The sequence below is a fragment of the Pseudomonas sp. MPC6 genome (assembly GCF_006094435.1).
In the GTDB taxonomy this organism is placed as follows: domain Bacteria; phylum Pseudomonadota; class Gammaproteobacteria; order Pseudomonadales; family Pseudomonadaceae; genus Aquipseudomonas.
On sequence record NZ_CP034782.1, the window covers coordinates 299,454 to 317,009 of the forward strand.

Here is a 17,556-nt window from a genome sequence, read left to right on the forward strand (position 1 = left end):
CCTGCCTTGTCCTGCACGCGGGCCCGCACGCATTTAAATAGCATGGGCCGAACGCTCCAGATAGGCCTTCGGAGAGAGCCCCGTTTCTTCACGGAAACAACGATAGAACGTCGACAGGGAGCGAAACCCTGCCGCACGCGCCAGCTCGTCTATGCGTGTCGTACTAATGACGCTCTCCAGCTGCCCCAGCAAGTGGCGCAAGCGCAGCTGATTGATGTGTTGGTAGAAGCTGCAACCCAATACCTGATTGAGGAAGAAAGAGATCTGATTGCGCGTATAACCAGTGGCCGCTGCCACTTGCGCCATGTCCAGTTCCGGGTTCAGGTACGGCTTGTGATCCTTAAAATACTGCAGCAGATCGCTGGCCAGCAAACTCAGCTGACGCGCTGACAAACCAAGGCGACTAGAGGCGACTCGCGTGGCTGACTTCGAAGTTGTAGTGCCCTTCTGTCCCACTAACATTGAGTGTTCATTGACCCGCACTATCCGCCCTGCATGAACCGTCAAGGCTTCGCACGCTTGGAACGAGACCAGCCCCTGGGTTCCGCGCAAGGTCACCTGGTACTGCAAGAAGGCGGTGTCACCGTCCACGCGCAAACGGTCGATGTAATGCTGCGTTTCATCCCCCGCCGCCGGCATGCTGGACAACAGATAGTCGCGCAGCTCGTGCTGGGCAATGCGTCGGCCCTGGAAAAAATCGTTGTACTCAACCTGCGGATCAAGAAGCGTCAACAGCGTATCGATGTCGCGACGGCGCCAGGCCTGGTGGTAACGCATGATCAGTGCATGGGTTTGCGCACTGGCAGGGTCTACCTGGAACGTCTCATTGCCCAGAGAAACACGTGTTGCCTGAGATTCTTCACTCTTGTTCATTGTCTCGCCATCACTTTGATTTTTCCGCGCGTGCCCGCAAGCAACCGTCGGGCATTTTCCGGCTGACTGCAGGGGGTAACCTGCAGCCATCATCGTCCGACGCATCGCCGGAGCTTCTTATGAACGTCCCTCAGCTACACGCTTCGCTGGCTAACGTCCAGCCAAAACCTTACTGGATTGACAGCATTTCACAACCCCCGCCCTGCCCGTCCGTGGCCGGTAATCTGCACTGCGACCTGGCCGTGGTCGGCGGCGGTTTCACCGGTCTCTGGACAGCCCTGCTGGCTCGCCAACGCTGGCCGTCCCGCAGCATCGCAGTCATCGAAGCCGGACGCTGCGGCGGCGAAGCCAGCGGGCGCAATGGCGGGTTCTGCGCGCCCAGCATATCCCATGGCGTCTCCAACGCTTTGAAGCGATGGCCAATGGAGGCCGAACGTCTGATCCGGCTGGGCCGGCAAAACCTCGACGAATTGGCCAACGATCTTCAGCGTTTCGGCATGCACGTTGAGTTTGAACGCGAAGGCAAACTGAACCTGGCCAGCCATCCGTGGCAGATCGACGGGTTGCGCTCGATGCAGCGCAACTACGCCCGCTTCGGTATCGAATGCGAATGGCTTGAGGGTGACGCGCTGACCCAGCGTCTCAATTCTCCCGTCTATCATGCGGGCCTGTTCGAACCGAACTACGCCCTGCTTAACCCCGCCAAAATGGCGGCAGAACTTCGCCGCGTTTGCCTTGAGCAAGGGGTTCAAGTATTCGAGCAAAGCCCTGTGCGAGAATTACGCCCTGAACGAGACGGCCTACTGTTACGCACAGCAGACGGGGACGTGCGCGCTGGTAAGATTGCCCTGGCCACCAATATCGCACCCCCTCTGCTGGGGCACCTGGCCTCCAGCGTGATCCCGGTCTACGACTACACACTGGTCAGTGAGCCGTTGAGCGAAGCGCAACTGCAAGCGATCGGCTGGAACGGTCGTTATGGCATTGCCGACGCTGGGAACCAATTTCACTACCTGCGCAAGACGGCCGACAACCGGATTCTCTGGGGCGGCTACGATGCCATTTATTACTTTGGTGGCCGCCGCGATGAAGCGCTGACACAGCGGCCTGAGAGCTTCAATCGACTGGCAAAGCAGTTCCGCGAAACCTTCCCGGCACTGCGCAGCGTTTCCTTCAACCATGCCTGGGGCGGGATCATTGACACCTCGGCACGCACAACGATGTTCACCGGCTGCGAACATGATGGCCGCGTTGCCTATGCCATGGGTTTCACGGGCCAAGGCGTCTCGGCGAGCCGCTTCGCAGCGCAGAATATGCTGGATTTACTGGCCGGAGAGTCGACCGCACGGACGGAACTCATGATGACCTCCAAAGCGCCGTTTCGTTTTCCGCCCGAACCTTTGCGCTACGTTGGCGTAAAGATGGCACAGCGTTCATTGGCGCGCGAAGACCGCGACGGCCATCGCGACCTGCTGCTCAAAACCTTCGATGCCCTGGGCATCGGTTTCGACTCTTGAACTGGAGGACACTATGACAACGGTACTGCCCAAACACGTAATCGACTTCAAGGATCATGGACGCGCTCCACTGGAGCGCGAGATCAATGATCCAGTGTTGGTCGATGCGCCTTACCGTAGCGTTACCTGGAGGCATTTCAACGAACCTGGAAAAAAGGCTATCGCTGGTATCTGGCAGGCAGGCCCTCACCTGGAACGCTGTGAATGCGACTTCGATGAGCTCTGCCATATTCTGGAAGGCACAGTGCGCCTGACCGATAATGATCGAACGTCTCGTACGTTTGGCCCTGGTGATTCCTTCGTCATCGCTGCGGGATTTCAAGGCACCTGGGAGAATCTTACGCAGGTACGAAAAGTATTTTTCATCTTGGGCTGAGTCCCTTGACCCCGCGCGATACATAGTAAAATTTTGCGGGTCATTGCCGTAGAGTCAAGTTGTCATTCAATCATGATCGACAGCCCGGAGCGTGTTGCAGAAATCCTCATCGAAACCACACAGCCTTGAGCAGCTTAGAAGCGAAGGGCAAGATAACCATATTTCCACAAGGACGAGATTCTGCCTGTTGTGGCGTCGTCGGCGCGGCTCGTGTTCATGGGCGTCGGGGCCTGCTGATACTCGTATCAGGAGGCCACGGCCTGACTCTCAGACGATTCCCGTCAATCTTGACAGAGAGCCCGAATGACCATCCGCCGCGCTGCTTCGCTTCGCCCTGGACGGTTGTTGCTGGTTCGGAATTGACCCTGATTCCGGCGTAACGCTGACCCAGCAGCCAGCTCAAAGTCAGCACTGATAATGCTTTACGAAGTAGATGCTTGGATCAGTGAAGTTTCGGTAGGGTCAATCAGCATCAGCGGCAACACGTATGCACCTCCTTCGGCAGAACCAGTGCGGCCAATGCATCGTCCATGCTCACGCCCACTTCCAGCCGTTGGGGTTCGCCGGCGGTTCGAGCGCTGATTCGTGCGGCTCCCCATCGATCAGCAACCAACCACCGGCCGGTTCGTTGCGGCCGTCGACTATCGTGCCTTGCAGCAACAGTCCGCCTGGCAGAACCACGCGCAGCGCGTTGGCTTCCTGGGGGCCTTGCAGGTAGCGGTCGAATTCAAGGCGAAAGCGCCGCGGGCCAGCATCAAGCACCCGCACCTTCAGTTCCAGCGTGGTCAGTTCGTTGGGGGACTGGCCCAGGTACAGGGCCAACACGCCGACCCGGGCCAACCCTTCATAGGCGTATGACATGAGGCGCGTTCCATTCGAGTCAGTGGCGGGCGGTACGTCAACCAGACTCCCAAACTGGTAAACCTTCCCAAGGGGAGAGGTTTCCAGCCCCCCGAAAAAAACCTACACCCGGGCAAGGTGTGGGGCTAATTAACATAGCCCGCGTTATGCGTAACGCGTCACCTTGACTGGTTCTCTTGGGGCATCAGGGTAAAACGGGTTTCCGGTTGCGGATCGGTCCGCACTAGCGTCAAGCCTTCAATGTGACCTTTACCGCCATGCGGCTGCATGTCATAGGTGAAGATTCCACCTTCCATGCGCCCTATCTCATTTTCGCCCTCGAAGTAGACGCCGGCCCGAAGCTCCCCAGTCCTGTTGCCTTCTGGCTCAATCACGTAGTACCAGCCTTCTGGATTGTATTGCTGACTCATGTCCCTTGCTCCTTGTGATGGGGGTCCAGTGTAGGCAGGGGCGGCACTGAATGGGGGGATTCTCTATTAGGTCGCGTCGCGCATCAGCGCTTCCACCGCTTCGGCCATGCCTTCGCAGGCCAGACGGTAGCCATCCTCGGCGCCTTGCAGGCGATGGCCGTGTTCCACGGTGCGCGCCTCATACTCGGCCTCGCATAGCGCCTGCCACTCGGCGTGGATCGCCCGCCATACCGCTCGCGCCGCGTGCATGCGAGCCAGCTCCGGTAACAGGGGGTCAGTGTCGATCAGCGGCATGGCGGGCGCTCCTGGGCGGTCGTGGGTCGATACAGAACTGAGGGGATTCCTTATGGCGAATATTCGTCGTCCAGTACCACACCCAGCGCGGTCAACCGCACCCGGCGCCACTGGTACGCGTCGTCACGATACAGCTGAGCACCGTCTGTTGTCGCTGATGCGGTATTGACCCTGCGTCGGCGTAACGCTGACCCAGCAGCAATCAGCTCATGGTCAGCACCAATAATGCTTTACGAAGCAAAAGCTTGGGTCAGTGAAATTTCGGTCGGTCAATTCAGCATCAGCGGCAACACCCTAAGGGCTCTGGGTGGCTGGATGTGGAGCCAGTTCCAGCAATGGTGGGATGAATGGTGACTAACCGTCAGTCCATTGCACGGGACAAATATACCACTAGGTGATATATTTTTACCAGAGGAAGGGACTATGCATAGGGTTTTCAAAACGAAGGGCTTCGCCACAGGTGCGAAGAAGGCACGAATCACTGATGCCGAGTTGTGCAAGGCGCTGCAGGAGGTGAAAAAAGGGCAAGCAGACGATCTGGGTGGCGGGGTCTGGAAAAAACGCCTCAACGAGAATCGGCATCGCTCCATCATTCTGGCCAAAGGGCGTCGCTACTGGGTGTATCAGTTCCTGTTTGCTAAGCAAGACCAGGCCAACATCACCCCAAAGGAGCTGGATGCGTTTAAAGAACTGGCTAAGGCCTATGAGGGCTTGAGCCAGGAGCACGTTCAGTTACTGCTGGATGGAAAAGAATTTGTGGAGATCTGTCATGAGCAAAAAATTCAAAAGTGAGGCCTTCGAGTCGATCCACAATTCAGCAGCGGCACTGCTGAACATCGGCGCAATCAACAAAGCCACCATGCGCGGATTCGATGAATCCTGCATTGCCGAGGTGCCGGTTGAGATTTTGCCTGCTCAGATTCGGGAGATTCGTCAGCGTAGCCATGTCAGTCAACCGGTTTTTGCCAGGTATCTGAACACGAGTGCTTCGACCGTGAAACAGTGGGAAATTGGCGAAAAACGTCCTAGTGGTATGGCTCTCAAGCTGCTTTCTATCGTAGAAAAGCACGGTATTGAAATCTTGGCCTGACTCCTGTTGCCTATCACGTCGCGACTAAAACATCAGATGCGACAAAGATATGCGACACCCAAGACACTGATCCATCGAGTGGCGGCGACTTGTCGCATAAATCATAAAGACCTGTAGTGCGAGCCGAGGCCTGGAACGGGCATGGACGGCTGCCGATATCGAGCCACCGCCACCCAGCGCGCAACATTTGATGGCGCGTCGCATAAGCCTGCAGCGCGCGCCGAAGGCTTTGACTGGGGGTGGAAACACTGCTTGCGCTGAACCCACGCGATAGCGAAGGACTACTTGGCGTTTGCCTGGCCACCACCGGTACGCCAAGCGGTGCTGGATAGCGCTCGGCGGCGGCCCTCATTCCGCGCGTTTTTAGAAGATCACAACGCTTTAGCGGCAGTGCACCGTCCAAAGCTGGTCGAGCCTGGTCGTGAAACTCTGACTCATCAGCTCTCGGCGCATCCCCCACGCCGGGTTGGTCGGTACACTGGCCGCTCGTAGCGTCCCCCTGCCCCACCGACGATTGATCTGGTCCAGCACCGCCATGACCTGGGTCGCCTCGCTGGGCTGAGCCACCGCGAACAGATCATCGGTGTATTCACCCCGCTGGCAAAGATTCAGCAGCAGCACCTCGGCCTTGCTGTAGTTAAATCCTGGCCGATACACACGCTCCAGCGCCTGCACCGCAGCCTTGGTCAGCAGCCTCACATCATCAGTGGGATACCGCAGGTCCACCACGACGCCATTGGCAAACTTGGCCTCTTCCGGGTTGAACATGCCCGTACGGATACTCACCCGAAGCTTCTTGCACACCGAACCCTGGGCTCGAAGTTTCTCCGAGGCGCGCATCATGTAAGTGGCCACAGCCTCCTTGATCGGCGCTAATTCCGTGAGGCGCTTGCCAAACATTCGGCTGCAGCAGATTTCCTGCTTCGGTGGATCGGGCTCATCCAGCTCCAGACAGGCTGTCCCAGCCAACTCCCGGGCGGTCTTCTCGATCACCACACTGAATTTCCGGCGCAGCATCCCCGGGTCAGCCTGGGCCAACGCCATCGCCGTTTTAATGCCCAGAGCGTTCAGTTGCAGGGTCATGCGCCGACCCACCCCCCACACCTCAGATACCTCGGTGTTGCGCAGCACCCAGTCACGCTGGAACGGCTCACAGATGTCGACCACCCCGCCGGTTTCCACCTGCAGGCGCTTGGCGGTGTGATTGGCCAACTTGGCCAGGGTCTTTGTCCGGGCGATGCCCACACCCACCGGAATCCCCGTACAGCGCAGGATCCGACTGCGAATCCGCCGTCCGACCCCCTCCCTATCCGCGATGCCGGTGAGGTCGGCAAACGCTTCGTCGGCGTAGACCTCGACTGCAGGCACCATCGCTTCGATCAGCGTCATCACCCGCTCGCTCATGTCACCATACAGTGCGTAATTGGAGGAAAACGCCACGATGCCGTGTTGCTTGAGCGTGTGTTTGATCTGGAAATACGGCGCGCCCATTTTTACGAAGGGCTTGGCGTCATAGCTGCGGGCAATCACACAGCCATCGTTGTTACTCAACACAACGATCGGCACCCGCGCCAAATCGGGCCGAAACACCCGTTCGCAGCTGGCGTAGAAGCTGTTGCAATCGATCAACGCAAACACCGGCTCGGACCGTTTAGACATGGCTGCGCACGCTGTGGGTAATCACCCCCCAGATCGCCAGCTCATCACCCTCCAGCACGTAACGCGGAGGGTATTTTGGATTCTCCGAGAGCAGGATCATCTGACTCCCGCGCTTGCATAATCGTTTGCACACCGGGTCATTGTTCAACAGTGCCACCACGATAGCGTTATGCCCCGCCTCCAAGGCCCGATCGACGATCGCCAGATCACCGTCGAAGATACCGGCCCCCTGCATGCTGTCGCCGGAGATGGAGATGAGATACACATGCGGGGCGCGGATGTTGAGGATCTCGTCCAAGGAGATGTGCTGTTCAATATGGTCAGCCGCCGGCGAAGGAAAGCCTGCCGGAACGCGAAAGGAGCAGCGTGGAAGCTTAATGCCTCCTTCGCTGAGGGGGCCCAGGACGGTAAAGCTCATGACAACGCCTTCTATGAGTACTGTATTTATGTACAGTTAACGTGGAAGAGGCGTTTGGGTCAAATTTTCAGGGCGCGATGGCCGACAGCGGCTGCCCGCATGAGACTTAGGAGGTGAAACTCGGCAGCGCGTAGCTGTTGGGCTTTTGCGAAGCTGCCGATGCGATGCCTGCTACCTGCTTCCCAACAGAGGTGTTGCACCCCTGTCACGACGCTGTCACACCTTCTTCGGTAGCCTGCAATCAGCCAAAGGGAATTTGGCCACGTGTTTGCGCTCGGCACCTTTGGCCGAGCGCGTCGAGTCAGGCATTCACGTTTTTTTCACATTCCGCCGCGTAGCGTCGGCGTGTTCGTTTCATGGACCCCATTTGAAGCCCGCCCCTAAGCGGGTTTTTTTTCGTCCGTGACCCGGTGGCGCCGGCTCGGCCTGCTTCGCTCGACGGCCGTGCCACCCCGACAGGCTGCGGTGCGGGCAAACGTGGTCCCGGCCTGCTGAACCCGCTTGCGCCACTCGTCATTATTGATCTGTCCGCTGCGCCCCACGTGGTCCGCGGCCCTCAGCATCTGGTCGTAACGACACTCAGCTGATGAGTTTTGCGGGCAACGAATACAGAGTCGCCAGTTGGCCAACGCTTGTTGCCTTAAGCCATCTTGCATACGGTTTTTGTATTAGGTGCCTGGTGGTGATGCAGGCAAGGCTTTGTCTTTGCCGCTTTCCGGGCGTCCAAAGGCGTTGTCGCCTGGGCTTTCGCAGCAGGGTACACGTTGCAGTCCTCCAGCCAAACTCATGACCGGACATGCCGAAGGCTGAGCGCGGCATCCACGGCGCCGCCCTCTCATGACTGGGGTAACGAAGTGGCAATCATCACCCAGAGACTCTACAGTGATGTCTTGTCATGGAGCAGCGATCATGCTGCCAAGGATAAACCCAGATGAACGAAGCTCAGCACCGACGGCGCCTGACGTTATGGCTCGGCTCTTTCCCGGTAATGGCGGCCTTTGTCCTTTTGGTCCTGGTGATGCTGCTAAGTGATCCCCGGGCCTCGGAAATGACGCCCACCCCGGTAGGCTTAGGCCCGACCCATCCGGCGGATCACGCGTCCAACGTGATAAACCCGCCCAGCGAGCCGCGGCCGGCGGTGACTTCATAGCGCCTCGGCGCATTCATCCAATGCTCAATAGTGGATTGCAAGGCTTCGTCTTCGCCATTCGCAGCTAGTTGGCGGTTGTTAAGGAACGGACGAGGGGTTAGCAGCAGGCTCAGCCGGTGGACTAAAATTTAAGGGTTCGCCTCGCCAGTTGTGTTGCACAAAGCTCTCCTTCTGACGTGGCTGGTGGGGTGAACTGTCACCCCCGCAATCCGGTGTAGATGCCCAGGCCCCTGCAGGCGAGTTCGACGCCTGATGTCGTACCAGGCCCGAAGTAAGCGTCTTTAATGACGCACCGTAACGACCCCAGGAGAGTGACCCCGGCGACGCCCGTTCTGGCACTCGGTCGGGCGCAGCAGACTAGAACAGCGCAAGGTCCTGCGCGCCTGCTGCTCAAGTTCCTTTTTCAGCGTCCGGTACGGGCCTCATGTTCATCGCGCACCCGCGCGGTCTCCAGCATCAGAAAATCCTGGGTCTTGACCAGCTCGCCTGGTGACTTTCGCCCAGGGCCAGCAGGTCACGTTGCGCGCCGTCGCGCAAGGCGCCGAGTTGCTGCCGCAGGTGATCAACCAGGGCTGCAGGCGCCGCACCTCGTGCGCGGTCTGGACGCGCTGGGCCTCGTTTTTCTCCGCCTGCACTTGGCGTCCCACCTTCGTAGGAGGAAGTAGAAGCCCCGAAGCCGCCAATCTTTCGGGGTTTCGCTTGTTGAATGTTCGCGGTAGCATCCGCGCCAAGCTCTTCTTGCGAAAGGGGTCAGAAGAGAACAGAAACCCCGACGATTCGAACCGCCGGGGTTTTGCTTTTTGGCTTCTCGCTGCTACGCAATTTCCAAGCGCTGAACCCCATCTCAGTAGCTACAAGCCCCTGCACTGTTCAGCGTTCAGGGGCTTTGTCTTTTTAGCAACCCTGTCCATCCGCGCTGTGCGTTAAAGCGGCGGAAAGTTGAGCCATAGAAGACGTAAACGAAAGCCGAAAACACAGGGGTAGTGGTGGCCCCTGTCGCTTCAGATTGACCCAGCGACTCTTTACTCCAGAGTCCGACCATGCTGATAGAATCGCTGAGGTTATACATTACGCCCTGCTGAGAAATGGTATGAATACAGAATTGACGGAAGAAGAGATGCGCCGGGCGCTGTTCGGTGGTGCTGATGTCCCCGCGCCGGCAATTAACGCACACGTGCAAGACACCGTTCCGGAGGTCGTTATTGTGCAACCGGTAAAGGCCGCGAAGAAAAATAAAGTCTCAAAAGGCTTCACACCCAGGCTGAGAGTCACGCTGCGGGTGGGCAATGAATTTGAAGGAAAGATGCACGAGATGATTCATGAGGCCGATACGCTGAGCTCCTTAGTTGCGGAGCAAGAAGCGACTAAGATCGCCAGAAAAAAATTCAGGTTTGTGGAAGTGGTGTCGGTCAAGTCGATATAAGTGGGGAGGCCGCAGAATTCGAAAAAAATCGTACTACAAGGGCTTCCCCATTGAGCGCAAACGCAATAGCGATTGTGTTGCTTACTGCTGCGCGTGCCGGATCGACGTAAGAAGGTGAAGGACTGCGGTACTACAAACGTATGCGTTCGGGCATCACGATCAATCCTGTCGAGCTTCGCCATTGCCACCGGTAACCCGTGAGCAAGGAAATCGGAAGCTAAGTAGGAACGGTGATGCTCAACCGGATTGCAGCAGCGGGACGAGAAAAACCTCGCAGGAGATTCGCGGGATTAACGGTTTTCTTAAATTCAGTAACGCTTGAAGCTCGCCTTTTTCCTGAGCTTCGCCGCAGTTTCATTGCGAAGGGCCCTGGATTCACGATGCAAACGAGACCAGTCGTCCTCGCTGATGTGCTCAAAATCAAAAAGAGCGTCGATGTAAGCATCAACATCTGCCCAAGACTCCCCAAGGTCATCTAAATGGAGCGTATTGCTGATCCGCCGCATCCGGCTTGTGACGGCGTCGGTAGCTGTGGTCATTCCCTTGCCTTCTTTTATTCATGACATTCAAACGTACAAGAGGGTCGTCGATATCACTATGCCAGTGCAAGGTCAAAAGCACGCCAGACTGCCTGCATACCCACAGTGAGGTAAGGCTTGCGGTGATTCAAGCAGGCGTGCCCAAGAATGGTCTGCACCATCTCGACATCGCCGGTGGTGGCCATGATTTTGAACAGCAATCGTGCTGACGCTTGACTCCCTCTGCGACCAGGCAAAAAACAGCCGATTCTGTTGACAACAGTCGGCCATGGTTTCCGCAGCAGAAAAGAAAGCGTCTGAGATTGAAGTCTTTTCTTTCGGCAGAGGTTACATGGGTGGGAAATCAAGGACCATGATATGGCCGCAGACTCTCAACAAGGTATGTGAAACCTGGCAGAGCAAGGACGTGGGATTTGGCAATTCGCGGCGAGGAGCAGCATTTTTTGTACTCGCGACCTTGTATCGGGCGCTATAAATGCCTGGACCAAGAATGTTCGAGCTTTCCTACGGGTGGCACAATTAACGACGAAGCCGGATCTTTTGCCAACTGCGGTCAACAAAAAACGACCCCGTATCGCCCCTAAGGGAATAAAGCGTCGCTCTGTAGAAGGCTGTTCGGCGAGAGCAGTGCAGCCCACGCAATTTTTGGTAAGCCCATTTCCAACCGTGATTAGGTGCGCTACTCATATTTTCCCTATATCGATGTCATCCGTTCCTCGATCGTAGCTGGTAGCTAAATAGTGGCCAACAGTTGGTTTTTGGCGTCAAAAAATTAAAGCTTTCCCGATCTGTTGTCGCTGATGGGCGAATTGACCCTAATGCCGCATTGACCCAGCAGCACTCAGCTCAAAGTCAGCACTGATAATGCTTTCCAAAGCAGATGCTTGGGTCAGTGAAATTTCGGTTATTGGGACAATTCAGCATCAGCGACAACACGTAAAACACCACCTTCGGCAGAACCAGTGCGGCCAATGCATCGTCCATGCTCACGTCCACTTCCAGCCATTGAGGTTCGGCGGCGGTTCGAGCGCTAATTCGTGCGGCTCGACATCGATCAGCAACCCACCACCGGCCGGCTCGTTGCAGCCGTCGACTATCGTGCCTTACAGCAACAGCCCGCCTGGCAGAACCACGCGCAGCGAGTTGGCTTCCTTGGGGCCTTGCAGATAGCGGTCGAATTCAAGGCGAAAGCGCCGCTGGCCAGCATCAAGCACCGCACTTTCAGCTCTAGCGTGGTCAGTTCGTTGGGCGACTGGCCCAGGTACAGGGCCAACACGCTGACCCGGGCCAACCCTTCTTAGGCGTATGACATGAGGCGCGTACCTTTCGAGGCAGTGGCGGGCGGTACGTCAACCAGACGCCCCCCCCACCCCCGGGCAAGGTGTGGGGGCCTTTTGAACATAGCCCGCGTTATGCGCAGCGGCTCAGGGACGCTTGTTGGCCTGGATTCCAAGCCCTGACAGCAGTTCGAATAGCGCCTCAGCCCCTTTGGAAATACTGTTGGTGTCGTCGTTTATATGCGTCAAGATCACATAGCCGTCAGCTTCATGCAGAGTGACGGCGTCCACCTCAGCATAAAACTTGTCGTTATGTCTGAACGATACCGAATTCATGTTAGTTCCTGTGTACACGTCCGCAAAAGATGAGTGCCGGTCAATGATTTCGGAGAACACAGGCTTGCTGAGGAGGATCACGACGCGACCGGATCGGGTGTCAGGTCATGGAGGCCCTCACGCATCGGCGGCAAGCTGTGGATTTTGTCAGCGGTCACGGCCAAGGCCACACACGCCATCCGATCGCGCTGAGTTTCAGTGATGACCCCTGCATCGCGTAAGCCCAAGGCATAGCCCTCGGCACGACCGGCGGCTTCCATCACTAAGGGCAGGAGGCGGCCTTCGATGATCTTGAACAGCAGGTTCCCCCACCGTACCGTCTGCCCGCTGCTGAGCCCCATAACTGCGTCATACGAGGCGAGAGAATTCAGTGTATTACTGTCAGCCAGAACATTGGAATTCGACATAAATTAAATCTTTTTTTTATTTTTGAGTGGTTTTTATACAGATGAAAAAAAACGGCGGGATGAGCCACCGTTTTCTACTAATTCCGTATCCATTGGGCATCGTCTCTGATGCATCGCTCTACCGCGATGTCCCTAGCTCTCTGCCTTGTCAGCCCGGTCGATCCGTCGACACAACGGATGATATTAACTGGCAGGCAGCAATATGGCAGCGGGCAATGGCCTAAGCCATTGTAAGCAATTGCTTACAATGGCTCTGAGGCCCAGATTCGACGTCACGATTGTGCGCAGGCCCGACTGAGGCACGCAGAAACAAGCCATTCGCCGTAGCAAATCCCGCTCGGATAGGTGCCTCTTCACCGGTGAAATCTGGGTGGAACTTTCAAGCGCTGCTGACCCCATACAAAAGGCCCTCAAAATAATCGGGTGAGCAACTCTGCGCATTGCGGCACAGCTCCGCAGTGGCAATTGACAGGAGATCCAAATGCTTGTGCTCACGGACATGCAGCGCGCGTACCTCAGGAAAATACGAGCCCTTAGAGAAGACCATCAGGGCAATGAAGTCTTTGCTGGCCTGACGTTCGAGGAATCGATGCGATTCAATTTTTTGAGCGAGTCGCTCTTGGGGCAGGAGCATCGGACGCAGGAAGACGTCGATGAGTATCTCTCCCTTGTCCAAAAACACGAACATACCCGGACTCAAATGCTCAGCGCAGAGGTAGAGGTAGAGGTAGAGGTAGAGGTAGAGGTAGAGGTAGAGGCCCAGCAGAACAGATCGGGGCGTCATTAAACTCATTTATTTTGCATGATCTTGGCGGCCAGTCTGGTGGACACATGTGTCAGACACTTTGAGGACTGAGATCATGCATTCTGGTAAGGGTCGGCCATATGAACTGAACTTCACATGCCGTCCCGCGTCCAGCCTGGCTAACCCATCCGCGTGGTAAAGGACTGCTCAAGCGTGTTTGGCCCCCCTGCCCTATACGTAATTCAAATCCCTATCATAGCGTGATTGGCTGAGCTGCATCGCTCGCCCGCTTCGTCGTTACACAAAAAAATTCACATAGGTGGTTATCATGGCCAGGACGATCATCCACATGGCGCATTTTCGACATTCAATGACTGCCTGAAGGCCTGCCAGCAGCACAATTTCAGCTACGATAAGTGAGGTAAAACATGAGCCTGGGCTCAATTTCAGCCATCACTTCCTCGTTGGAGCCGACTCACTCAGCGACGTTGTCATGGAAAGGTTTGCTGGTAGGCATTGCCTTGAAACATTTTTAGCTGTGCGGTGACATTTCTGACCCGAGCCGGCCTGCCAACGCCACAGAGCAGGTTGAGCAAAAAAATAAAAACAGATCAATCAAAAGGGTACTGCGATGAACGACACGCGAAAATCCCATACACCCATAACTTGTCTCAACCTGGCGCTTCAACGTAACAATCAGCTTTTCAGCGAAGCACAAAGCTTGAGCTGCGCCGCGCTGGATATTCTTGATCGACCCTACCTGGATACGGCCGCTTTCCGCCAGTACCAGGAAAAGCGACGGCATGCCGATCTTAAATATGATGATGCCATCGAGCACCTGCGATCGCTGATGACGCAATACCACCTTCCCCGGCCTACCCAACATTTCCGATAACTTAAGGCCGCCGATTTCGCTTGGGCAATTATGGGTGGTTGATGAATAGGGAGAGGGCTAGCCATGTATAAATTGAGTACAGGTTATGCCAGCGTGGCGCTGAATACGCTTGCGGCGCAGGAACTGGATGTCGATCGTCTTTGTCACGAGGCTGGGCTTGAAATAGCGCGCGAAGCTTTACCGGGATCATTCGTTGAGCGAAGCACTATTTACCGCCTGTGGGATATGGCGGCTCAGGCTTCCGGCGATCCGAACATTGGTCTGAAGGCCTATGAGACGTTTCATCCGGGTGCTTTTCAGATCATCGGCTATACCATGATGTCCAGCATGAACCTGCAGAAGGCGCTCGAACGCTTGGTGCATTTCAGCCCGTTGATTGGCACCGGCTTTACCCTGTTTGTTGTCCAGGAACAACAGCATTACCGCCTCACCGCGATTGATCATCATCAGCGCGGTTCGATCAAGCCTCGGCAATACACGGATGCCAGCCTCGCAACGCTGCTGAGTTTTTGCCGCTGGCTGAGCGGTGGCAACTCGCCGCAACCGCTGAGTGTGGAATTCAGCTATCCCCAACCGGAAGACCTCCACGAGCATCTACGGTTGTTTAGCTGCGAGCTGCGTTTCGGGGCGTCTCATGACAGCATCCTGTTTGATAGCGAGGAGTTGTTGCGACCGTTGCGGATGGCCAACGAGGCGTTGGCCCAGATTCATGAAAGCTACGCCAACGCTCAGCTTGACCTGTTGACTGACTCCACCATGGTCTGCAGGATTCGTGCGCTGATCACCGAACGCTTGAGTCAGGCGCAACGGCGGGGCCGGTGTGATATGGAATCGATTGCGGCAGCCTTGCACCTGAGCAAACGAACTTTGCAACGGACGTTGGAAAAGGCGGGCACGCAGTTTAAGGATGTTCTGAACTATGTACGTCAGCAGTTGGCCGACTTCTACCTGCGTCATTCACATTTCACAATGCAGCAAGTGACTTACCTGCTCGGCTTTCACGACCACAGCAGTTTTCACAAGGCTTGCTTGCGCTGGTTCGGCGTGACGCCCGGTCAGTATCGAGCCTGTCAACAATCGCTTGAGGGCCAGGAAAACAAGATTCTTCTAGCCCATTAAGCGTTTTATGCCGAGAGGTGAACGCCTCGGTGCTCATCTTGGTTTTCCCCAGAAGAAGTCATCTGGCCGAAAAATCCCACGCCAGTCTTTGCAGATTTCACGTCAGGGTTTCCTACGCCTGGACGTAGGTGCTGAGTCAGCACTTACGTCTGGAAAGATACCTGGCAGTGTCCCTACATCTCGAGCTAAAAGAGACTGAACTCACCATTGACTAGATTGGGTGCCTGCTTCTTTCAAGCCAGGATAATCATCGAGCGCAATCCCGGCTTCAACAGCGTTACTCTGCGCGGGAACATGAACCACCCCGGCTTCAGCATCAGCACGCATCTGTTCGAGTTCTTTGATGAAGGCCTTGTCTTGAACCGTGGGCTTCGAGATGTATCGCTTACGTTCAGGTTCGGGTTTGGCGGCATACGTCGTTACCGCATCAGGATCGTACTGCAGCTTTTCCTTAACTTGAGCTTCCAGCATCGCACGAAGCGAATCTTTATCTGGGCGATTTAGCAATTTATTACTCCAGTGACAGTTAATCAGAGGCAAAAAGAGCTATGTCATTTGCCGGCTGATGAAATCAAAATTGTAGTTTGCTTCAGTGAACGCGCCAGAGATCGACAGCTCCCATCGACGGGCTCGAAGTTCAGACAGAATTTCGTCGACTCGCAGAATTTATCCGATTGGGCGCCAATCGACCGAGCGGCGCCTTCCGTTCAAAATAAACGATTTGAAGCCGTTCCATGTTGTGCCGCTGGCACACATACTCCGCCTCTGCTCGGGTCTGATAGGTAGTCTGCAGCCGCAGCTTTTTCTCGTTGTCGTAGAGATTAAAACCTACTGTCGCAATTTTACAGTAAGAGCGCGTTCCGTTGCGCATGGATTCCGTATCCGTGGGTAACGCAGGAACAACACCGAATCTGAAAGCCATCTCACATCCTCTTCGAGTTCACCGTCGAGCCACGCTAACTACTAACTATTAGCGGCTACGGCCCGCTACAGCAAGGAACGTTTCTGCGAATCCGATGAATAGCTAGAGCTAGCGCAATAGCCCTCGAAGGTACATGAGCGCGCTATCGCATTGGCAGAACACCTTTCTAAATTATCCTTGCTAGTTCCGTTCATCGCATATGCACGCTTTCCCTGATGTCCCTGCCGTTGCTACCTTTTCTTTCGGAAACCTCGGCGCTGCGTGGGCGAGTTTTACGCTCCATCATTCGGGCGGCCATCCAGGTAACCTTCTCTGATTGTTGCGGGTGGTGACGTCCAATTCCGCCAGCATCAGTCTAAAAGCCCTCATACGCGTCGAGCATAGTTCCCGCTCAACAGTAGTGCTTCACACATTGCAGAGACCGCCTGCGCATAGGCGTGGGCTAATTCAAGCGCCTTTTCGCACTGGTACGCAATCGAACCCCTGGACGACGTGGAAGATTGGCCATCCGCTGATGGAAATGAATCGCTGGTGGTCATGATGATTCCAGTATGAGTTGGCTGGTACCTAACCAGACAAAAATGCTTAGATCGATTCTCAATTCCAATGACAGGCGCTCACGGTCATCTCAGAATCAATCATCTGGGGTGGCGTGCTGGTCAACGGCAACGACGCGCCCTCGCCTTTACCGTAACCAGCCAATCGTTGACCTGAGACATTAAACGAATTGTTTTGACGGTCGCACATCTCGAAATTGGGAATAGACTCAGAGCGTTACTTTTGAGATGTCGGCACGTTGCGCCCGGCTAAGGAGTCGATTAGTGAACGTAAATTGGGAAGGGATATTGCCGATTCAAGGAGAGATTATCGTCATCGAAGACGACCCGACGTTGCGTTCGCTGATGGTGGATATCGTGGCGGAGATAGGCGCAAACGCAGTAGCGTTCGACTCTGCTGATGACGCGTTAACCTATCTGCTGGAAGCGCACGATCAGTGCCGGCTGGTGATAGCAGACCAAAGTGTTCCGGGACAAATCCAAGGTATCGAATTCATTGAAATGGTCAGAGGTCGATGGCCGTACATCGGGGCAATTCTGACGTCAGGGTATCTGATAGATCCCACAACAGTACCGCCATCCACCATCTATCTGCACAAGCCCTGGTCACTGGACGACCTGGTCATAGCGGTTGCTTCCCTACTGCAACCTGAACACCCCATCCGTAAGACTTGAGTCGACGTGACCT

Annotated in this window: 20 protein-coding genes; 8 read left to right on the forward strand and 12 right to left on the reverse strand. The window is 55.8% G+C overall.

What is annotated here, in order from left to right; translation table 11 throughout:
* Positions 1-33: 33 nt before the first annotated feature.
* The gene (locus tag ELQ88_RS01750) at positions 34-777 is read right to left on the reverse strand and encodes a nuclear transport factor 2 family protein (protein ID WP_228761533.1); all 744 of its coding nucleotides are present in this window, start codon (positions 775-777) and stop codon (positions 34-36) included.
* A gap of 215 nt (positions 778-992) precedes the next feature.
* Here ELQ88_RS01750 and ELQ88_RS01755 point away from each other — a divergent pair, with 215 nt between their 5' ends.
* Positions 993-2,390 carry an FAD-dependent oxidoreductase gene (locus ELQ88_RS01755; protein WP_138963366.1) on the forward strand — a complete coding sequence of 466 codons (1,398 nt, stop codon included), beginning with the start codon at positions 993-995 and terminating at the stop codon, positions 2,388-2,390.
* Positions 2,391-2,403: 13 nt separating this feature from the next.
* Complete coding sequence (locus tag ELQ88_RS01760; RefSeq protein WP_138963271.1) at positions 2,404-2,766, forward strand: cupin domain-containing protein; 363 nt, start codon at positions 2,404-2,406, stop codon at positions 2,764-2,766.
* A 534-nt stretch (positions 2,767-3,300) separates the two neighbouring features.
* Here ELQ88_RS01760 and ELQ88_RS01765 read toward each other — a convergent pair.
* The 3 genes from ELQ88_RS01765 to ELQ88_RS01775 form a co-directional block, all read right to left on the reverse strand.
* The gene (locus ELQ88_RS01765) at positions 3,301-3,627 is read right to left on the reverse strand and encodes a hypothetical protein (protein WP_138963273.1); all 327 of its coding nucleotides are present in this window, start codon (positions 3,625-3,627) and stop codon (positions 3,301-3,303) included.
* Positions 3,628-3,785: 158 nt separating this feature from the next.
* Complete coding sequence (locus tag ELQ88_RS01770) at positions 3,786-4,037, reverse strand: hypothetical protein (RefSeq protein WP_138963275.1); 252 nt, start codon at positions 4,035-4,037, stop codon at positions 3,786-3,788.
* A 66-nt stretch (positions 4,038-4,103) separates the two neighbouring features.
* On the reverse strand, positions 4,104-4,286 hold the full coding sequence (locus ELQ88_RS01775) for a hypothetical protein (protein ID WP_138963277.1): 183 nt from the start codon (positions 4,284-4,286) through the stop codon (positions 4,104-4,106).
* A gap of 468 nt (positions 4,287-4,754) precedes the next feature.
* On the opposite strand from ELQ88_RS01775, the gene ELQ88_RS01780 reads away from it, so the two are divergent.
* The gene (locus ELQ88_RS01780; protein ID WP_138963279.1) at positions 4,755-5,123 is read left to right on the forward strand and encodes a type II toxin-antitoxin system RelE/ParE family toxin; all 369 of its coding nucleotides are present in this window, start codon (positions 4,755-4,757) and stop codon (positions 5,121-5,123) included.
* Entirely contained in the window at positions 5,101-5,421 is a 321-nt protein-coding gene (locus tag ELQ88_RS01785; RefSeq protein WP_138963281.1) for a DNA-binding transcriptional regulator, read from the forward strand. The genes ELQ88_RS01780 and ELQ88_RS01785 overlap by 23 nt, the downstream gene beginning before the upstream one ends.
* Positions 5,422-5,802: 381 nt before the next feature.
* Here the strand turns inward: ELQ88_RS01785 and umuC are convergent, their stop codons facing one another.
* Both umuC and umuD read right to left on the reverse strand, forming a co-directional pair.
* The gene (gene umuC, locus ELQ88_RS01790; protein ID WP_138963284.1) at positions 5,803-7,080 is read right to left on the reverse strand and encodes a translesion error-prone DNA polymerase V subunit UmuC; all 1,278 of its coding nucleotides are present in this window, start codon (positions 7,078-7,080) and stop codon (positions 5,803-5,805) included.
* The gene (gene umuD, locus ELQ88_RS01795) at positions 7,073-7,498 is read right to left on the reverse strand and encodes a translesion error-prone DNA polymerase V autoproteolytic subunit (protein ID WP_138963286.1); all 426 of its coding nucleotides are present in this window, start codon (positions 7,496-7,498) and stop codon (positions 7,073-7,075) included. Before umuD ends, umuC begins: the two co-directional genes overlap by 8 nt.
* Before the next feature lie 2,240 nt (positions 7,499-9,738).
* On the opposite strand from umuD, the gene ELQ88_RS01805 reads away from it, so the two are divergent.
* Positions 9,739-10,071, forward strand: a complete 333-nt coding sequence (locus ELQ88_RS01805; RefSeq protein WP_138963290.1) for a hypothetical protein — start codon at positions 9,739-9,741, stop codon at positions 10,069-10,071.
* Between the two features lie 308 nt (positions 10,072-10,379).
* Here ELQ88_RS01805 and ELQ88_RS01810 read toward each other — a convergent pair whose 3' ends face one another.
* The gene (locus tag ELQ88_RS01810; protein ID WP_138963292.1) at positions 10,380-10,610 is read right to left on the reverse strand and encodes a hypothetical protein; all 231 of its coding nucleotides are present in this window, start codon (positions 10,608-10,610) and stop codon (positions 10,380-10,382) included.
* 1,037 nt (positions 10,611-11,647) lie between these two features.
* Between ELQ88_RS01810 and ELQ88_RS34050 the strand changes: the two genes are divergently transcribed.
* Entirely contained in the window at positions 11,648-11,911 is a 264-nt protein-coding gene (locus ELQ88_RS34050; protein ID WP_161599944.1) for a hypothetical protein, read from the forward strand.
* Positions 11,912-12,034: 123 nt separating this feature from the next.
* Here ELQ88_RS34050 and ELQ88_RS01820 read toward each other — a convergent pair whose 3' ends face one another.
* The 4 genes from ELQ88_RS01820 to ELQ88_RS34055 all read right to left on the reverse strand — a co-directional run bounded on the left by ELQ88_RS01820 (position 12,035) and on the right by ELQ88_RS34055 (position 14,234).
* Complete coding sequence (locus ELQ88_RS01820) at positions 12,035-12,223, reverse strand: hypothetical protein (RefSeq protein WP_138963294.1); 189 nt, start codon at positions 12,221-12,223, stop codon at positions 12,035-12,037.
* 77 nt (positions 12,224-12,300) lie between these two features.
* Positions 12,301-12,630, reverse strand: a complete 330-nt coding sequence (locus ELQ88_RS01825; protein ID WP_138963296.1) for a hypothetical protein — start codon at positions 12,628-12,630, stop codon at positions 12,301-12,303.
* A 379-nt stretch (positions 12,631-13,009) separates the two neighbouring features.
* Positions 13,010-13,423, reverse strand: a complete 414-nt coding sequence (locus ELQ88_RS01830) for a hypothetical protein (protein ID WP_138963298.1) — start codon at positions 13,421-13,423, stop codon at positions 13,010-13,012.
* Between the two features lie 484 nt (positions 13,424-13,907).
* Positions 13,908-14,234, reverse strand: coding sequence for a hypothetical protein (locus tag ELQ88_RS34055; RefSeq protein WP_161599945.1), 327 nt, complete (start codon positions 14,232-14,234; stop codon positions 13,908-13,910).
* A 99-nt stretch (positions 14,235-14,333) separates the two neighbouring features.
* On the opposite strand from ELQ88_RS34055, the gene ELQ88_RS01840 reads away from it, so the two are divergent.
* On the forward strand, positions 14,334-15,389 hold the full coding sequence (locus tag ELQ88_RS01840; RefSeq protein WP_138963302.1) for an AraC family transcriptional regulator: 1,056 nt from the start codon (positions 14,334-14,336) through the stop codon (positions 15,387-15,389).
* Between the two features lie 201 nt (positions 15,390-15,590).
* On the opposite strand, the gene ELQ88_RS01845 is transcribed toward ELQ88_RS01840, so the two are convergent.
* Entirely contained in the window at positions 15,591-15,896 is a 306-nt protein-coding gene (locus ELQ88_RS01845) for a hypothetical protein (RefSeq protein WP_138963304.1), read from the reverse strand.
* Positions 15,897-17,132: 1,236 nt separating this feature from the next.
* On the opposite strand from ELQ88_RS01845, the gene ELQ88_RS01855 reads away from it, so the two are divergent.
* Positions 17,133-17,543 carry a response regulator gene (locus ELQ88_RS01855; RefSeq protein ID WP_138963306.1) on the forward strand — a complete coding sequence of 137 codons (411 nt, stop codon included), beginning with the start codon at positions 17,133-17,135 and terminating at the stop codon, positions 17,541-17,543.
* The last annotated feature ends 13 nt before the right edge of the window (positions 17,544-17,556 follow it).